Below are 17826 nucleotides of genomic sequence, written 5' to 3'. Positions count from 1 at the left end.
TGCTCACGCGGTCAGTGCAGGCTCAGCCTTCGCATCGCCCGCCTGGGCCTCCACAACCCGGGCCAGCAGCGCGCCGCTGTAGCGTGCGGGCAGCGCAATCCACACGCGCACGGGACTGCCCTGGGCGACCTGCACGGGCTGGCCTTCCACGTTGCGCATTTCCTGAAGCCGCACGGTGATGTTGCCGCTGGGGTGCACCACTTCGATCAGGTCGCCCACGGCAAAGTGGTTCTTGGTTTCCACCAGCACCCAGTCGCCTGCCAGCCCCACATCGGCCTGGCCCTCGGCACCCAGCACCTCGCCCACGTACTGGCTGCGCTGGGTGACGGAGTGGCCGCTGATGTAGTTCTGGTAGTCGTTGCTCGGGCGGCGCTCCAGCAGGCCGCCGGTGTAGCCGCGGTTGGACAGGCCTTCCAGCTCAATCAGCAGCTCTGGGTTGAAGGGGCGGCCCGCCACGGCGTCGTCGATGGCGCGGCGATAGACCTGGGCGGTGCGGGCCACGTAGTACAGGCTCTTGGTGCGGCCTTCGATCTTGAGCGAATCGACGCCGATCTGCGCCAGGCGCGCCACATGCTCCACCGCACGCAGGTCCTTGCTGTTCATGATGTAGGTGCCGTGCTCGTCTTCCATGATGGGCATCATCTGCCCGGGCCGGCCGGCTTCTTCGATCAGGTAGACCTTGTCGGCCTTGGGGTGGCGTTCGCCGCTGCCGGTGGTGGATGCAAAGGCCTGCTCGGCCTTCTGCTGCGCGGCCTCAAAGTTGAAGTCTCCCTCCATCTTCTGCGCGATGGCTTCGCCCGTGGTGGGGTCGATGTCGGCGTCGTGCGTGGCGTAGTTCCAGCGGCAGGCGTTGGTGCAGGTGCCCTGGTTGGGGTCGCGGTGGTTGAAGTAGCCGCTGAGCAGGCAGCGCCCTGAATACGCGATGCATAGCGCGCCGTGCACGAACACTTCCAGCTCCATGTCGGGGCATTCCTGGCGGATTTTTTCGATCTCGTCCAGGCTCAGTTCGCGCGAGAGGATCACGCGTTCGACCCCCATCTTTTGCCAGAACTTCACCGCCGCCCAGTTGGTGGTGTTGGCCTGCACCGAGAGGTGCACCACCTGCTCGGGCCACTTTTCCTTGACCATCATGATCAAGCCCGCGTCGGCCATGATCAATGCGTCAGGCTTGCAGTCGATCACGGGCTCGATGTCGCGCAGGTAGGTTCGGATCTTGTCGTTGTGCGCAATCAGGTTGCTGGTCACAAAGAACTTCTTGCCGCGTGCGTGGGCCTCGTCAATGCCTTGCTTGATCTGCTCCAGGCGGAACTCGTTGTTGCGCGCGCGCAAGGAGTAGCGCGGCTGGCCGGCGTACACCGCGTCGGCACCAAAGTCGTAGGCGGCGCGCATCTTGTCGAGCGAGCCAGCGGGCAGGAGGAGTTCGGGGGCTTTGAGCGTGGTCATGGGGTGGCCCAATCTAAAAATCGTCGGGGGTCGGGTTCAGCGCGGCATCAGCGGCAGGCCGCCCAGCATGCCCACGGCCTGCGCAGGAAATTCTTCGGCATCAAACGCCTTGTCGCCATCGGCGTCTTGCACGCCGTTGGGCACCAGGCCCTTGAAGTCGAACTGGCGCGGGTCCATGAAGTGCGAAGGCACCAGGTTGCGCAGCGCCACGGCCATGTTCTCGATGCGGCCGGGGTAGAGCTGCTGCCAGTCGCGCAGCATCTGGCCGATCTGCTTGCGCTGCAGGTTCTCCTGGCTGCCGCACAGGGTGCAGGGAATGATGGGGAACTGGCGGTGTTCGGCCCAGCGGGTGAGGTCGTCTTCAGCCACGTAAGCCAGCGGGCGGATGATGAGGTGGTCGCCCCGGTCGCTCTGCACCTTGGGCGGCATGCCCTTGAGCTTGCCGCCAAAGAACATGTTCAAAAAGAACGTCTGCAGCATGTCGTCGCGGTGGTGGCCGAGCGCAATCTTTGTGCAGCCCAGCTCGTCGGCCACGCGGTACAGAATGCCCCGGCGCAGGCGGCTGCACAGGCTGCACATGGTCTTGCCTTCGGGGATGTGCTCCTTCACAACGCTGTAGGTGTCCTGCGTTTCGATGTGGAAGGGCACGCCCACCTGGGTCAGATATTCGGGCAGCACATGGGCAGGAAAGCCCGGCTGCTTCTGGTCGAGGTTGACGGCGATCAGCTCAAACTTGTTGCCGTTGCGCTGCTGCAGCATGCGCAGCACGTCCAGCAGGCCGTAGCTGTCCTTGCCACCCGAGACGCACACCATGACCTTGTCGCCGTCTTCGATGAGGCCGAAGTCGCCAATGGCCTGGGCGACCTGGCGCACCAGGCGCTTTTCGAGCTTGAGCGCGGCGTGCGCGGCAGCCTTGGCGGCCGCTGCGGCTGCGTCGTCGCCCTCCACAAAGGACGAGGCGGGCGGGGTGGCGGTATCAAGCATGGGGTGAACGGACCAGACGGCGAAACGGGAAGGCGCAATGAAGGGGGATTGCAAGGTTGCCGCACCCGGCGGCGCCTTGCAATGGGCTGCCGCACTGCGCTGGTACGGCATTGACTACTATTTTTATAGCTACCAGCGCATATGGAACAAGCGCTAGCAGCCAATTCGACTCAAATTCAGGCTTCTGCGGGGTAGAACATCTTGCGCGTGGGCACATCGGCCACCGCCTTGGCAATGGCGCCGATGTGGTCTGGCGTGGTACCGCAGCAGCCGCCCAGGATGTTGACCAGCCCCTCGGCCGCGAACTCGTGCACCAGGCGGCTGGTGATCTCGGGCGTTTCGTCAAAGCCGGTGTCGCTCATCGGGTTGGGCAGGCCAGCGTTGGGGTAGCAGCTGATGAAGGTGTCCTCGGCCACGCGGTTCAGCTCCTGGATGTAGGGACGCATCAGCGTGGCGCCCAGCGCGCAGTTCAGGCCAATGGCCAGGGGGCGCGAGTGGCGCACGCTGTGCCAGAAGGCGGTCACCGTTTGGCCCGACAGGATGCGGCCCGAGGCGTCGGTCACGGTGCCGCTGATGATGAGCGGCAGGCGCTCGCCGCTCTTTTCAAAGAACTCATCAATCGCAAACAGCGCGGCCTTGGCGTTCAGGGTGTCGAAGATGGTCTCGACCAGCAGCACATCGGCGCCGCCTTCGACCAGCGCCTCGGTCTGCTCGTAGTACGCGGCCCGCAGCGTTTCAAAGTCGACATTGCGCGCGCCGGGGTCGTTCACGTCTGGGCTGATGCTGGCCGTCTTGGGCGTGGGGCCCAGGGCGCCGGCCACAAAGCGGGGCTTGTCGGGCGTCGAATACTTGTCGCAAGCCGCGCGCGCCAATTGGGCGGAGCGCAGGTTCATCTCGCGCGCCAGGTGGGCCATGTGGTAGTCCTCCTGCGCCACGGTGGTCGCGCCAAAGGTGTTGGTCTCGATGAGGTCGGCCCCGGCCGCCAGGTAGCGCTCGTGGATGTCGCGGATCACGTCGGGGCGGGTGATGCTGAGCAGCTCGTTGTTGCCCTTCACGTCGTACGCAAAGTCCTTGAACCGATCGCCCGCGCCATCCGGCCCGGTGTAGCCCTCGCCCCGGTACTGCGCCTCGCCCAGCTTGAAGCGCTGGATCATGGTGCCCATGGCACCGTCGAGGATGACGATGCGTTGGGCGAGGATGTCGGGCAGTTGCGCGGCGCGGGTGTAGTGGAGGGCTTGCATAGGGCGCTATTGTAGAAAGCGTCGCTGACGCCCCCCAAGAACGGGGCCTTCCCTGAATTGAGTCCTATATGATGCCGCGCGTCGCCACATTCCACGCGCCGACAAATCCAAATTTTCAATGAGAGGGAGGCTATTTAATGGCATCGAAACGCCCAATTTTTCTTGCACTGCCGCTGGCCGCTTTGGCCTGCATTTTTTTGGTCGGTTGCGCTGGACCTGCGCCCAACTACACACCGTCGGTAGACAACGTAGAGCGACTGAAGAAAACTTCATCCTCTGAGGTGAAGGTTGGCACGTTCGCCACCAAGCCAGGAATGCAAAGCGCGGACGCCATATCCCTGAGAGCCTCTTCCATGGTGTCGCCTGTGGGCAAAAACTATGGCGACTATCTTGCAGCGGCTCTGCGTTCCGAGCTCGAATTGGCAAAGCTGCACGCCCCCAACTCCCCTGTCGAAGTGTCAGGCACCCTGCTGCACAACAACATCAATGCGGGTGGAATCCAAACCAATGATGGGCAGTTGGAGGCGCAATTTGTCGTGAAGAAGGGGGCGGAAGTTCGGTACGACAAGGTCAAGAAGATCACACGACAGTGGGAAGGTGCATTCGCTGGCGCTGTCGCTATCCCTCAGGCCGCAAACAACTATCCGCTGATGGTGCAAGACCTCTTGGGGGCTCTGTTTGCTGATCCGGACTTCGTTGCCTCTCTCAAGCAACGATAAGGAGACAACATGTACCAGCGCATTGTTTTCTTGTCGCTCAGCGTAGTGTTGGCCCTCACCCTGGGGGGCTGCGCGCATCCCATCTCCATGGCACCCAACTTGGCCACTGTCCAACCTGCGGCGGACAAGCCGATGCTGGACAAAAAAGCGGGTTATCACATTTCGGCGGCGTCCAAAGCCCTGGAAGTCACTACACCGGGCGGAGGCGGCGACAAGGTGCGTTACTTTCCCTATCGGGATCTAGAGCCTGGCCTGTACAAGGCTCTGGGGGTAGTGTTTCGCGATGTCGCCAAAATCAACAATCCAACCGATGCAGCGGAGTTGAGTGCCAGTGGCATTCAGCTGCTGATTACTCCAGAGATCACCACCAACTCCTCGTCAGAAAGCGCGTTGACGTGGCCGCCCACGGTTTTCACAGTGACGCTGTCCTGCCAAATCAAGGACATGCAAGGTAAGACGCTGGATTCGCTGCGGGTGGAAGGACGCGGTCAAGCGGAATTCTCCGAGTTCAAATCTAACTTCTCGTTGGCAGCCGTCAGAGCGAGCGATGACGCATTGGCGAAACTTATCGTAGCGCTGCGTCAGTCAACGGCACTTGCAAAATAACCTGACCTTGTAACCTCGGCCCTATGGGGGCCGAGGTGGAGAGCCAAGGATTCGCTCCGCCACCGGCAGCGCGGATATCGGAATCCCAACACGTTCTCAAAGTGCCAGGAGATGGCAGCGGCGCACAATAAGCCTTGTCAGCAGTAGTCACTGCTTACCGAAGAATCAGACAGATCGCCCCTAGCTCACTATCAAAGCGCGCTAGTAGCTATCAATTTCAGAGTATCCGCTTGTCCTCTCGCCTGTCCCCCGCACTGTCCCCTGCCCATTCCGTTTTGCAGGACGTTTTTGGCTACGAACAGTTTCGCGGCCCCCAGCAGGCCATCGTCGAGCATGTAATCGCAGGCAGCGACGCGCTGGTGCTCATGCCCACGGGTGGCGGCAAGTCGCTGTGCTACCAGGTGCCGGCCATCGTGCGCCAGCAGCAGGGGCGCGGGGTGACCATCGTGATCTCGCCGCTGATCGCGTTGATGCACGACCAGGTGGGCGCGCTGCACGAGGCGGGGGTTTCCGCCGCGTTTCTCAACTCCACCCTGAGTTTTGACGAGGCGCAGGATGTGGAGTTGCGTTTGCAGACGGGCGACATCACCCTGCTGTACGCCGCGCCCGAGCGGCTGAACACACCGCGCTTCCTGGGGCTGCTGGACAGCCTGTACCAGGGTGGGCACCTCTCGCTGTTTGCCATCGACGAGGCGCATTGCGTGAGCCAGTGGGGCCACGACTTTCGCCCCGAGTACCGCGCACTCACCGTGCTGCACGAGCGTTATGCGGGTGTGCCACGCATCGCGCTCACAGCCACAGCCGATGCACTCACGCGCGCTGACATCATCGAGCGGCTGCAGCTCGAAGACGCACGGCTTTTCATCAGCAGCTTTGACCGGCCCAACATCCGCTACACCATCGTCGAGAAGAAGGACGCGACCACGCAGCTGCTGCGCTTCATCGAACGCGAGCACGCGGGCGAGGCCGGCGTGGTGTATTGCCAGTCGCGCAAGCGGGTGGAAGAGTTGGCCGCCACGCTGAGCGACGCTGGCCTGACGGCCCTGCCCTACCACGCGGGCCTGGACACCAAGGTGCGCCAGAAGAACCAGGACCGATTCCTGCGTGAGGAAGGCATCGTGATGGTGGCCACCATCGCGTTCGGCATGGGCATCGACAAGCCCGATGTGCGCTTTGTGGCGCATGTGGACATGCCCAAGAACATCGAGGGCTACTACCAGGAGACCGGCCGCGCGGGCCGCGATGGCCTGAACGCCGACGCCTGGATGGCCTACGGCCTGAACGACGTGGTCAACCAGCGCCGCATGATCGACGAGAGCCCGGCGGGCGAGGAGTTTAAGCAGGCGCTGCGCGGCAAGCTCGACGCCCTGCTGGCGCTGGCCGAGGCCACCGACTGCCGCCGCGTACGGCTGCTGGCCTACTTTGGCGAGCAGTCCACGCCGTGCGGCAATTGCGACAACTGCCTGAATCCGCCCGCGGTGTGGGATGCCACCGATGCCGCCCGCAAGCTGCTGTCCACCATCTACCGCGTGAACCAGGCCAGCGGCATCAGTTTTGGCACGGGGCACATCATGGACATCCTGCGCGGCAAAAAAACCGAGAAGGTCGCGCAGTTCGGGCACGAGAAGATCTCCACCTTCGGCATTGGCGCCGATTTATCGGAGCCCCAGCTGCGCGGCGTGCTGCGCCAGCTGATCGCCACTGGCGCCCTCGGCCTGCAGAAGGTGATGCTGGACAGCGGCCACAGCTTCGACACGCTGTGCCTCACCGAGGGCTCACGCGCGGTGCTCAAGGGCGAGGTGCCGGTGCAGCTGCGCGAATCGGTGTCGTCCGCACCGGCCAAGCGCACCCGCAAGGGCAGCGCCCCCCCAGCGGCCGCCGCCAACCTGGGCCCCGACGCGCAAGTGCGCTTCATCAACCTCAAGGCCTGGCGCGCCGAGGTGGCGCGCGAGCACAACCTGCCGGCGTATGTGATCTTCCACGACGCCACCCTGGCAGCCATTGCCGAGCGCAACCCGGCGTCGCTGGACGACCTGCAGGGCATCAGCGGGATGGGGGCGAAGAAGCTGGAGGCGTATGGGACGGAGGTGCTGAGGGTTTGCACAGGCACCTAGAAGGCCGTGGGGCAAGAGGAGCATCGGCCAAACGTAAACGCCGCAGGACAGCGTGCATGCCTGCATGCACGCCTCGCCGTGAAGGCCAACAAAACACCAGCGCAACAGGCACCCACCGTGGTTGATATGCATCAAGCATTGAAAACAATATCAACACCAATGGCGCACCAGTGTGTTCTGCGTCGCCTGATTTATCAACAAATCTGCGACCAATACACTGACTTCACCTTCTGGATGAACGGGGTTGCCAGGCAAGGCCCAAAAGGTCTCGCCGCCTCGCACGTGGAAGGTGCACCGTTGTCGAGGTCATCATGTCATCGCTCCCACTCACTGCTTCCTCGTTCGCCTCCCGGGAGGCGAACGATCCCCTGATGCGCGCCCTGCGCATGCTCGTGGGCTTTTTTTACCTGCCCCATGTGCTGTCCAAGATCGTCGGCTTTGCAGGCACCGTGGTGTTCTTCGGCAAGGCCGGGTTCCAGCCGCCGGAGGTGTTTGTGGTGTTGTCCGGCTGCATGGAACTGGCGGTAGGGGTGGCGCTACTGCTGGGCGTGTTCACCAAGTATGCGGCGCTGATGTCCGCCGGCCTGATGGTGGTGGCAGCGGGCGCGATCATGATCGTCAATGGTGTGGGCTGGTACTGGAACAAGTCCGGGGTGGAATACCTGGTGTTCTGGGCTGTGGCCTCCCTGGTGGTTTTTGCCGACGCATGGCGCAAGGAACCAGGCCTGCTCGGCTGGGTGCCCGGCCGCAGCTGAAGCCAGCGCTTGCCCCCCGCGCGACCAGGACGGCTTACGACACGACGTAGCTGCCCTGGTCGCTTTTTTATGGGCGCGCCGCCGCGGGATCGTCCGCAAGGTTGCAGGGCTGCACCTTCCACAGCTTGGCCCCTGCGCTGGCCAGCGTATTGCCCAGCACCTACAGTCCCTCGGTCGGGAACAGTCCGGCATGCCAGGTGGTGCGGCACTCGTGCGCCACACCGCTGGCGACCAGAAGACCTCACACGTGCCGACATCATCGAGCGGCTGCAGCTCGAAGACGCGCGGCTGTTCATCTGCAGCTTTTACCGGCCCAACATCCGCTTCCGCATCGAGGAAAAGAAAGACGCCACCACCCAGCTGCTGCGCTTCATCGAGCCCGAACACGCGGACAAGGCCGGCGTTGTGTATTGCCAGTCGCGCAAACGTGTGGAAGAACTGGCCGCCACACTGTGCGATTCAGGCCCGCAGAAGGTGATGCTGGACAGCGACCACAGCTTTGACACCATGTACCTCACCGAAGGCTCGCGCGCCGTACTGCGCGGAGAGGTGCCGGTGCAGTTGCGCGAATCGGTGTCGCCGGCTCCCGCCAAACGCAGCCGTAAAAGCAGCGCGCCACCAGCCGCGCCGCCAACCTGGGGCCCAACGCGCAGATGAGTTTCATCAACCTGAAGGCCTGGCGCGCCGAAGGGGCGCGCGAGCACAACCTGCCAGCGTATGTGATCTTCCACGACGCCACCCTAGCAGCCATTGCCGGGCGCAACCCAGCATCGCTGGACGAGCTGCCGGGCATCAGCGGCATGGCGGCGAAGAAGCTGGAAGCGTATGGGACGGAGGTGCTGGGGGTTGTGGAGAAGAGCTAGACCCACGCGAATATGACCGGGGGCAAAAGTTATCTTGTTACATACCCCGCATTTCCGATACATTCGCCTCGCTACTTCAGCAATTACTTCACGCTTCAAGACAAGAGAGAGGGACCTCCATGTTTTTCAAGAAATTGGCCGCGACAGCGTTGTTCATGGGCGCTGGCTTAGTGCATGCCTTCTCACCCCAGGCTGGCACGTGGGTTGTCACTTCCGAATTGGACGGCAAACCCGGGCGCGGCTTTGGTATCGATGTGCAAAACACCACCTTGGTGATGCAGATGTATGCGTACGAAAACAGTGGCCAATCGACGTTCTATCTGGTTGTCGGGGATGTCGTTGACAACAAGGTGACCGCACCTTTGACCAAATACACCGGTGGTCGCTATTTTGGTAGCGGTGCACGGTCAGGCGCGGCGGCAGGAAGCCCTGGCAACGTGAGCATCCGTTTTACGTCTGGGACTACCGGGTTCATCACTTTCCCCAATGAGGGAGAGGTTGCCATTTCACGCTTCAATTTCGGTTACCCATTCGCGCCCTCCAGCCTCAAAGGCATCTGGAACTTCACTTCCATGGGGTCATTGGGTCTGACGACCGAGGCCGTCAATTTGACTGTGAGTGGCTCATCGACCAGCACGGGCAATGGTGTCGTGGCGTCCTCTGATGGCCTGTTCGGTTGCGAGCACCAAGTGAGCGGCAGCATGGCCGGCACCGTGCTATGCGCGAAGATAAACGCACAGGGCCAACTGCAACGTGGATACTGGTTCGCTTACAGCGTCAATGAGGGCGAGGGTCGAATGTTGAACTCGAGCGCCGCTCTGACCGATCAGTTGGTTTCAATCCGACGTTTGACGACACCTTCGGGTATCGGCACGGGCATAGTGTTCAAGGACTCAGAGCAAACCGCTCCCACCTTGACGGAGCTGGAGCGCCAGCTGAGCCAATTGGCAGCGCAGGGCGCATCGGACTAAGTCCATCATCCATTGCGCCTGTACAGGTGTCTCGCTCGGAGGCACCTGCACAGGCCAAGGTAAGTGCAATATCGGTATCGCGCCAGCGTCAGGTCTTGCGAGTTCGTAACGTCACCGGGTAAAAAGCTGCGCCGTCCACTGTACGAGCTGACGCTCAAAAAGAGCGAACTGTCAGGGAGACAAAGTCCCGGTTGATCCGGGTGCTTCGCAAAAACGCTAAATCGGCCGATCCCGCCTCCGGGGTACGACATTCCTGCACGGCCCAATGTTTCACACCTTGGCCAGCCAGAAATGCGGCCAATTCCAGCAGTTCATCCTGGCTAAAAAGACCTGCGTGCCAAGTCGTACGGCATTCGTGGGCCACGCCGCTGGCGAGGAGGCGACGCAACGACTCATAGGCCTTCACACCGCTACCCGTTGCGCGTGTGATGGCGTCATAACAATGCAGGGGCCCCTTGATATCCAGCCCCACCCAGTCCAGCAACGGCAGCAAACCGGCCAGTCGCTCGGGGTACATGCCCCCGGTGTGCAGGCCGGTGGCAAAGCCCATGGCGCGCACCTCGGCCAGCGCGGCGGGCAACGCAGCCTGCAAACTGGGCTCGCCGCCTGAGAACACCACGCCGTCGAGCAGGCCCCGGCGGCTTTCCAGAAAGGCCAGCGCGCGCTCCCACGGCAGCGCGGGCGGCGCGGTGGCGTCCAGCAGCTCGGGGTTGTGGCAATAGCCGCAGCGCCAGGGGCAACCCTGGCAATAGAAAACGGCCGCGAGGCGGCCAGGGAAGTCGATGGTGGTCAGCGGCGTGAAGCCGCCCAGGCGCAGCGCTGGCCCAGGCGCTGCGTCAGCAGGCGCTGATGCTGCAACCACGCGTGTGCTCGGAGAAGAAGCGGCGCTCGGCGTGCTCACCGCGTTTGCCGGTATTGAAGCTGGCCACCGGGCGGTGGTAGCCCATCACGCGGGTCCAGACTTCGCAGGGCTGGCGTTCGTCGTCGGTGAGCTGCACGGCGGACAGGGCGGTGTGTTCTGCGGACGAAAAATGACTCATGAAATGCTCCTTGGTTGAAAGACTATGGTTTTGATAGCAATAGAGACCTGATCAAAAGGCGCCAGGGTCTCTGCCGCCCTGCTCTACTCCACTCATGCAGCCAGGCGCGCACACTTGGCCGCCAGGCGCTCTTCGTCGCAGCGGGGGCAGAACGGGTGCTCGCCTGCCAAATAGCCATGCGTGGGACAAATGGAGAACGTCGGCGTGACCGTGATGTACGGCAGGCGAAAGCGGGTGAGCGCACGCTTGACGAGGTCGCGGCAGGCTGTGCCGCTGGACAATCGCTCGCCCATGTACAGGTGCAGCACGGTGCCGCCGGTGTACTTGGGCTGCAGCGCCTCCTGGCGCATCAGCGCCTCGAACGGGTCGTCGGTAAAGCCCACGGGCAGCTGCGACGAGTTGGTGTAGTACGGCTGCTCCGCCATGCCGGCCTGCAGGATGGCGGGCCAGCGCTTTTTGTCTTCCTTGGCGAAGCGGTAGGTGGTGCCCTCGGCGGGCGTGGCCTCCAGGTTGTAGAGGTGGCCGGTTTCTTCCTGGAACTGCGTCATGCGCTCGCGCACATGGTCGAGCAGGCGCACCGCAAACTGGTGGCCCCAGTCGCTGGTGATGTCGTGCTGGTCGTGCGTGAAGTTGCGCACCATCTCGTTGATGCCGTTCACGCCCAGTGTGCTGAAGTGGTTGCGCAGCGTGCCCAGGTAGCGCTTGGTGTAGGGGAACAGGCCCTGGTCCATGAGCCGCTGGATGAGCTTGCGCTTGGTTTCCAGGCTTTGCTTGCCCAGCTCCATCAGGCGGTCGAGCGCGGCGAACAGACCCGCTTCGTCGCCCGCATGCAGGTAGCCCAGGCGAGCGCAGTTGATCGTCACCACGCCCAGGCTGCCCGTCTGCTCCGCACTGCCGAACAGGCCGTTGCCGCGCTTGAGCAATTCGCGCAAGTCGAGCTGCAAACGGCAGCACATGGACCGCACCATGTTCGGCTCCAGCTCCGAGTTGATGAAGTTCTGGAAGTACGGCAGGCCGTACTTGGCCGTCATGTCAAACAGCAGCTGTGCGTTCTCGCTCTCCCACGGGAAGTCTTTGGTGATGTTGTACGTTGGGATGGGGAAGGTGAACACGCGGCCCTTGGCGTCGCCTGTGGTCATGACGTCGATGTAGGCGCGGTTGATGAGGTCCATCTCCTCTTGTAGGTCGCCATACGCGAACGGCATCTCTTGGCCTGCGATCACGGGCACCTGCTCGCGCAGATCCTCGGGGCAGGTCCAGTCGAAGGTGAGGTTGGTGAACGGTGTCTGCGTGCCCCAGCGCGAGGGCACGTTGAGGTTGTAGACAAGCTCCTGGATGCATTGGCGCACGGCGGCGTAGTCCATCGCATCCACGCGCACGAACGGCGCCATGTAGGTGTCGAACGACGAGAACGCCTGCGCACCCGCCCACTCGTTTTGCAGCGTGCCCAGAAAGTTCACGATCTGTCCCACAGCCGAGCTCATGTGCTTGGGCGGCCCGGCTTCGACCTTGCCGGGCACGCCATTGAGCCCTTCATTGAGCAAGGTGCGCAGCGACCAGCCTGCGCAGTAGCCGCTGAGCATGTCGAGGTCATGGATGTGCATATCGCCGCTGCGGTGCGCCTTGCCGATCTCGGGCGTGTACACGTGCGAGAGCCAATAGTTGGCCGTGACCTTGCCCGCCACATTGAGGATGAGGCCGCCCAGGGAGTAGCCCTGGTTGGCGTTGGCGTTCACACGCCAGTCAGCACGCGTGAGGTATTCGTTGATGGAGCTTTCCACATCCACCAAGGTCTGCTTGTCGGCACGCAGCGTGGCGTGCTGCTCGCGGTAGACGATGTAGGCGCGGGCCGTAGCCAGGTGGTTGGCGGCGATCAATGTCTGCTCGGCCACGTCCTGGATCTGCTCGACCGTAGGCGCCTCGCCATGAAAGCGGTGGATCAGCACCTTGGTGACCTGGGCGGTGAGCAGCGCGGCTTCCTCATCGCCGTATTCCCCCGAGGCCTGCCCGGCGCTGACCAGTGCAGCGCGGATGCGTTCGGCGTCAAAAGGAACGCGCTGACCGCTGCGCTGCACAACATCGCGGAGCAGGGTGACAAGGGTGGGCACCATGGGTTCGACCAATCAGTGGAATGGATTAAAAACACTACCTATGGTGTCTACGATACCCACCAGACACTATAGGTAGTTTGACCCAGCACAAACGCAGCGGTAAGCAGGGGTAAAAAAAAGCCGGCACAAAGGCCGGCAAAAGGGAGGTGCCGTCAGGCCCTACCGATGGATGGGGGAGCGTGCGGTGACACGCTGGCGCACGAGGAGTGGGTGGTCGCAGCGCGCGGTGAAAAGGCGGGTTGCTGTGATGGGGCTGCGGGGCTGCTGCGCTGCGGACGGGCTGCGCTCTCGCTCAATGGCAGCCGGCGGTTTCTTCCTCTTCGATGCGGGGATAGAAGTCATGGTCCTCGCGCTGCATGCGCTCGAACACGCGGCGCAACACCACGTTGGCCTCGTTGCGAAAGCCCTGGGCATCGCGCCGCACGTTCTCGGCCGTATTCCAGCGCCGCGCAAAGGCGTCGTAGGCGCTGGCAATCGAGGCCATTTCGCTCTGGTACTGGCGGCCCAGACGGGCCAGTTCGGGGTTGCCACCGCGCTGCAGCGCGGGGTACAGCACCTGGTCTTCCACCGCCAGGTGCAGCTTGATGGTGCCGCTCATCGCCACGATGCCCTGCGCAATGGCGCTGGCATTGGCTTCCACGCCCGCCTGTGCCAGGGCACGCAGCGTCGCGATGCTGCGCAGGATGTCGGTGTGCTGGTGCTTGAATTTGTCGAGGTTCATGTTCACTCCTTGTGGGATCGATGGATAGCCAGCGCTGCCGCGGGGGGGTGGTGGCGGCAGTGCGGCGCGGATCAGCGGCGGGACTCCGCCAGATAAACCCCTGCCGATGCAGCCGGGGCACGCGAACCAAACACGCCGCTGACCACCTGCCAGGCCATGGCCAGCGCGCCAACGATAAAGACCACGTCGCCGAAGGTGCGCACCCAGCGCAATGTCTGGATGAAAGGCTGCTGCATGAATTCCTCGCCCCGGGCGTACCACAGGCCTTCGCTCACGCTGGCGTGGAACTGGAACAGCGCGATGGGCAGCAGGCTGGTGGCAATCATCAGCACCAGGCCGGCGTTGAGCCACCAGAAGCCCGTCTTCATGAGCCGCTCGCTGAACACCAGCTGCGGCCGGATGTAGCGCAGCACCAGCAGCGTGAAGCCAAGCGCCAGGAAGCCGTACACCCCGAACAGCGCGGCATGGGCGTGCACCGGCGTGGTGTTCAGGCCCTGCACGTAGTACAGCGAGATGGGCGGGTTGATCATGAAGCCGAAGACGCCCGCGCCCAGCATGTTCCAGAAGGCCACGGCCACGAAGCACATCAGCGGCCAGCGCAAGCGGGCCATCCAGGGCGCGCGGTGCTGCAGACGCCAGTGTTCCCAGGCCTCGTGGCCCAGCACCACCAAGGGCACGACTTCGAGTGCGCTGAAGGCCGCGCCCACCGCCATCACGGGCGTGGTGGTGCCTGCAAAGTACAGGTGGTGGAAGGTGCCGGGCACGCCGCCCAGCATGAACAGCGAGGCCGATGCCAGGCTGGCCGTGGTGGCCATGCGCACCGACACCAGACCCAGGGTCGAGAAGATGAAGGCCAGCGCCGTGGTGGCAAAGACTTCGAAGAAGCCCTCGACCCACAGGTGCACCACCCACCAGCGCCAGTACTCCATCACCGACAGGTGGGTGCGCTCGCCGTAGAAGAAGCCCGCGCCGTAAAACAGACCAATGGCCACCACCGACGCAGTCAGCAGCGCCAGCAGATTCTTGTCGCCGCCGGGTGTGCGCAGCGCCGGCACAATGCCGCGCAGCATCAGCACCAGCCAGAAGGCGATGCCGATGAACTTGCCGATCTGCCACAGGCGGCCCAGGTCCACGTATTCATAGCCTTGGTGGCCCAGCCAGAAATTCCACTCGGGCGGCATGATCTGCGCGATGGCCAGGTAGTTGCCCACGAACGAGCCCACGACCACCACGACCAGCGCCCAAAACAGGATGTCCACGCCCAGCTTCTGATAAGCCGGGTCCTTGCCGCCATTGATGAGGGGCGCGAGGAACAGGCCTGCAGCCAGAAAGCCCGTGGCGATCCAGAACAGCGCGCTCTGGATGTGCCAGGTACGCACCAGCGAATACGGGAACCACTGCGACACGTTGATGCCATAGAACTGCTGGCCCTCCACCGTGTAGTGCGCGGTGAAACCGCCCAGCAGCACCTGGAAGCTGAACAGCGCGACGATGAGGAACAGGTACTTGCCCAAAGCGCGCTGCGAGGGCGTGAGCGGCACGCGTGCAAGCGGGTCATGCTGGGGGGGCGTGGGCTCCACTTCGTCGTGCTTACGCAGGAAGGACCAGCCCCAGACGAGGAAGCCCACACCCGCCATCATCACGACCACGCTCATCACCGACCACACCATGTTCTCTGCGGTGGGCTTGTTGCCGATGAGTGGCTCGTGTGGCCAGTTGTTGGTATAGGTGGCGACGCTGCCGGGGCGCTCTGTCGCGGCAGCCCAGGCCGTCCAGAAAAAGAAACCCATCATCTGCGCGCGCCGCTCGGCGCTGGGCAGGGTGTTTTCCTTCATCGCGAAATGCTCACGCGACTTGTGCAGTGCGGGCGCGTCGCTGAAGAGCTGATCGTAGTACAGCGCCGTCATGGCGATCGCGTCGGCCCGTGTCGAAGACACCGTGGCCACGCCCGTATCGGGGTTGAAGGTGTTGGTGCGGTACTCGGTCTTCATGCGGTCGCGCAGCACGGCCTGGGCAGCGGTGTCGATGTCTGCAAAAGGCTTGCCGTGCGCGCGCTCTGCCGCAACGTCGAGCCAGTTGGTCAGCTCGCGGTGCAGCCAGTCGGCCGTCCAGTCGGGCGCCTGGTAGGCGCCATGGCCCCAGATGGAGCCCAGCTGCATGCCCCCCACCGACTGCCAGGCGGTCTGGCCGTCGAGAATGCTGTCGTGGGTATAGAGAACCTCGCCCCCCGCCGTGGCGATCTTGGCCGGGATGGGCGGCGCGGTGCGGTAGACCTCCGCGCCGTAGTAGCCCAGCAGGCTGAAGGTGACGATAAGCACGCCGATCAGCGTGAACCAGAGCTTGCGATAGTTACCCATGGCGGGCCTCCTGCTGGAACTGAACAACAACGGGACGGCGCCAGCGCACGCTGGCAGCACGGCGGGCCGCGCAGGGGGCCGCCGGGGGTCGGGGTCTTGTGGTCATGGCTTTTCTGAACGAGTGAGTCGGTGTCGCGACCTACATTGCAAGCGCCAGGCCAGGGCCACAAGCCCATCAAATCAACCACTTACAGCGGTCATGGTTTTTTTCACCATTTGCAAATAGGGTTTAATTCACCCATCAAAGGTAAATATCACCATGGACCATAGCCCGCTGCTGGCCGACCTGGCCACCGACCTCCCCCAGGCCGTGCGCCTGCAGCGGCTGGTCGCCCACCTGCGCAGCCGGTTCCACTGCGGGGCCGTGGCGCTGCTGCAACTGGAAGAAGAGCACCTGCGCCCGCTGGCCGTGGACGGCCTGGTGCGCGAGGCGCTGGGCCGGCGCTTTGCGGTCAGCCAGCACCCCCGGCTCGCGGCCATCCTGGCGCGGCGCGAGGTGACTTGTTTTGACCACGACAGCAGCCTGCCCGACCCCTATGACGGCTTGCTCGACACCCTGGTGGGCGAGCCCCTGCCGGTGCACGACTGCATGGGCATGGGCCTGCAGGTGGATGGCCAGCCCTGGGGCGTGCTCACGCTCGACGCCCTGCAGACCGGCACCTTTGGCGAAGCCGCACGCGCCGCGCTGGCCGACTGCAAGGTGCTGGTGGAGGCGGCCGTGCGCATCTCGCGGCTGGAGCGCGAAGTGCAGGCACTGCGCAGCGCCCCCCACACGCGCAGCGCCGACGATGAGCGCGCCACCCGCGCGGGCGATGGCGACATGGAGATCGTCGGCCAGAGCGAGCCCCTGTTGCGCCTGCTGCACGAGCTGGAGGTGGTGGCCGGCTCGGACTTGCCCGTGTTGCTGCTGGGCGAAACCGGTGTGGGCAAGGAGCTGCTCGCGCGCCTGCTGCACCGCCAGTCCACGCGCCGCACCAAGCCGCTGGTGCACGTGAACTGCGCGGCGCTGCCCGAATCGCTGGCCGAGAGCGAACTCTTCGGCCATGTGCGTGGCGCGTTCTCCGGCGCGGTGACCGACCGGCCCGGGCGCTTCGAGGCTGCCGAGGGCGGCACACTGTTTCTCGACGAAGTGGGCGAGCTGCCGCTGGCCGTGCAGGCCAAGCTGCTGCGCACATTGCAGAACGGCGAGATCCAGCGCCTGGGCGCCGACCGCCCGCGCCGCGTGGACGTGCGCGTGATCGCCGCCACCAACCGCAACCTGCGCGAGCAGGTGCGCGACGGCGCGTTTCGCGCCGACCTGTACCACAGGCTGTCGGTGTATCCCGTGCCCATCCCGCCGCTGCGTGAACGGGGCAACGATGTGCTGCTGCTAGCGGGCCGTTTTCTGGAACTGAACCGCGCTCGCCTGGGCCTGCGCAGCCTGCGCCTGTCGGCCAGTGCGCAGGACGCACTGCGCCGCTACCCCTGGCCCGGCAACATCCGCGAGCTGGAGCACGTGATCAGCCGCGCCGCACTCAAGGCCCTGAGCCGGGGCGTGAACCGCGCCGACATCGTGACGCTGGAGCCCGCGCTGCTGGACCTGGACGCCCAAGCCGCCAGCGCGGCCCATGCGCCGCTGGACGCCAGCGCCCCCGCCATGGCTGCGGAGCTACCCCCACCCGCCACCGCCGAGGGCCCCTTGCGCGATGCCGTGGATGCCTGCCAGCGGCTCGCCATCACCCAGGCCCTGGCCCGCCACCAGGGCAACTGGGCCCGGGCCGCGCGTGCACTCGAGGTGGACGCCAGCAACCTGCACAAGCTGGCGCGCAGGCTGGGCGTCAAATAGACGCTCAAAATTGATAGCAATAAGCGCATGAATCTCTAGCACTTGCGGCACTTTTCATTCAAATACCTGCTCCGCA

General features: G+C 64.0%; 14 protein-coding genes and 1 pseudogene. 7 read left to right on the top strand and 8 right to left on the bottom strand.

Translation table 11 applies throughout. The features are described 5' to 3' along the window. Nucleotides 1–3: 3 nt before the first annotated feature. The 3 genes from yegQ to C8C99_RS15780 form a co-directional block, all read right to left on the bottom strand. A complete protein-coding gene (gene yegQ, locus C8C99_RS15790) occupies nt 4–1443 on the bottom strand; it encodes a tRNA 5-hydroxyuridine modification protein YegQ (RefSeq protein ID WP_108626255.1) in 1440 nt (479 codons plus the stop codon). Nucleotides 1444–1479: 36 nt separating this feature from the next. Next, complete coding sequence (gene ttcA, locus C8C99_RS15785; RefSeq protein ID WP_108626254.1) at nt 1480–2427, bottom strand: tRNA 2-thiocytidine(32) synthetase TtcA; 948 nt, start codon at nt 2425–2427, stop codon at nt 1480–1482. Between the two features lie 176 nt (nt 2428–2603). Further along, entirely contained in the window at nt 2604–3668 is a 1065-nt protein-coding gene (locus tag C8C99_RS15780; protein WP_056643343.1) for a homocysteine S-methyltransferase family protein, read from the bottom strand. Between the two features lie 137 nt (nt 3669–3805). On the opposite strand from C8C99_RS15780, the gene C8C99_RS15775 reads away from it, so the two are divergent. The 6 genes and pseudogenes from C8C99_RS15775 to C8C99_RS15750 all read left to right on the top strand — a co-directional run bounded on the left by C8C99_RS15775 (nt 3806) and on the right by C8C99_RS15750 (nt 9696). Next, a complete protein-coding gene (locus tag C8C99_RS15775) occupies nt 3806–4387 on the top strand; it encodes a hypothetical protein (RefSeq protein WP_056643345.1) in 582 nt (193 codons plus the stop codon). 9 nt (nt 4388–4396) lie between these two features. After that, the gene (locus C8C99_RS15770; protein WP_056643349.1) at nt 4397–4993 is read left to right on the top strand and encodes a hypothetical protein; all 597 of its coding nucleotides are present in this window, start codon (nt 4397–4399) and stop codon (nt 4991–4993) included. Between the two features lie 254 nt (nt 4994–5247). Beyond that, nucleotides 5248–7107, top strand: coding sequence for a DNA helicase RecQ (gene recQ / locus C8C99_RS15765; protein ID WP_108627200.1), 1860 nt, complete (start codon nt 5248–5250; stop codon nt 7105–7107). Nucleotides 7108–7418: 311 nt separating this feature from the next. Beyond that, nucleotides 7419–7862 carry a DoxX family protein gene (locus C8C99_RS15760; protein WP_108626253.1) on the top strand — a complete coding sequence of 148 codons (444 nt, stop codon included), beginning with the start codon at nt 7419–7421 and terminating at the stop codon, nt 7860–7862. Nucleotides 7863–8033: 171 nt separating this feature from the next. Next, nucleotides 8034–8725, top strand: a pseudogene (locus C8C99_RS15755) (HRDC domain-containing protein); the annotation flags it as partial. Between the two features lie 119 nt (nt 8726–8844). After that, nucleotides 8845–9696, top strand: a complete 852-nt coding sequence (locus tag C8C99_RS15750; protein WP_108626252.1) for a hypothetical protein — start codon at nt 8845–8847, stop codon at nt 9694–9696. 154 nt (nt 9697–9850) lie between these two features. On the opposite strand, the gene C8C99_RS15745 is transcribed toward C8C99_RS15750, so the two are convergent. The 5 genes from C8C99_RS15745 to C8C99_RS15725 all read right to left on the bottom strand — a co-directional run bounded on the left by C8C99_RS15745 (nt 9851) and on the right by C8C99_RS15725 (nt 15925). Further along, the gene (locus tag C8C99_RS15745; RefSeq protein ID WP_233247242.1) at nt 9851–10558 is read right to left on the bottom strand and encodes an anaerobic ribonucleoside-triphosphate reductase activating protein; all 708 of its coding nucleotides are present in this window, start codon (nt 10556–10558) and stop codon (nt 9851–9853) included. Next, nucleotides 10533–10736 (bottom strand): anaerobic ribonucleoside-triphosphate reductase, encoded by a 204-nt coding sequence (gene nrdD / locus C8C99_RS15740; RefSeq protein ID WP_108626251.1) that lies wholly within the window; start codon nt 10734–10736, stop codon nt 10533–10535. Before nrdD ends, C8C99_RS15745 begins: the two co-directional genes overlap by 26 nt. A gap of 92 nt (nt 10737–10828) precedes the next feature. Next, entirely contained in the window at nt 10829–12847 is a 2019-nt protein-coding gene (locus C8C99_RS15735) for a ribonucleoside triphosphate reductase (RefSeq protein WP_108626250.1), read from the bottom strand. A 292-nt stretch (nt 12848–13139) separates the two neighbouring features. Then, on the bottom strand, nt 13140–13568 hold the full coding sequence (locus tag C8C99_RS15730) for a hemerythrin domain-containing protein (RefSeq protein ID WP_108626249.1): 429 nt from the start codon (nt 13566–13568) through the stop codon (nt 13140–13142). Between the two features lie 71 nt (nt 13569–13639). Further along, nucleotides 13640–15925 carry a nitric-oxide reductase large subunit gene (locus C8C99_RS15725; RefSeq protein WP_108626248.1) on the bottom strand — a complete coding sequence of 762 codons (2286 nt, stop codon included), beginning with the start codon at nt 15923–15925 and terminating at the stop codon, nt 13640–13642. A gap of 259 nt (nt 15926–16184) precedes the next feature. Here C8C99_RS15725 and norR point away from each other — a divergent pair, with 259 nt between their 5' ends. Further along, a complete protein-coding gene (norR, locus tag C8C99_RS15720) occupies nt 16185–17750 on the top strand; it encodes a nitric oxide reductase transcriptional regulator NorR (RefSeq protein ID WP_108626247.1) in 1566 nt (521 codons plus the stop codon). Nucleotides 17751–17826: the final 76 nt, after the last annotated feature.

Origin of the sequence: Acidovorax sp. 107 (genome assembly GCF_003058055.1) — a bacterium.
In the GTDB taxonomy this organism is placed as follows: domain Bacteria; phylum Pseudomonadota; class Gammaproteobacteria; order Burkholderiales; family Burkholderiaceae_C; genus Acidovorax.
This window is presented reverse-complemented; position numbering and strand designations above follow the sequence as displayed.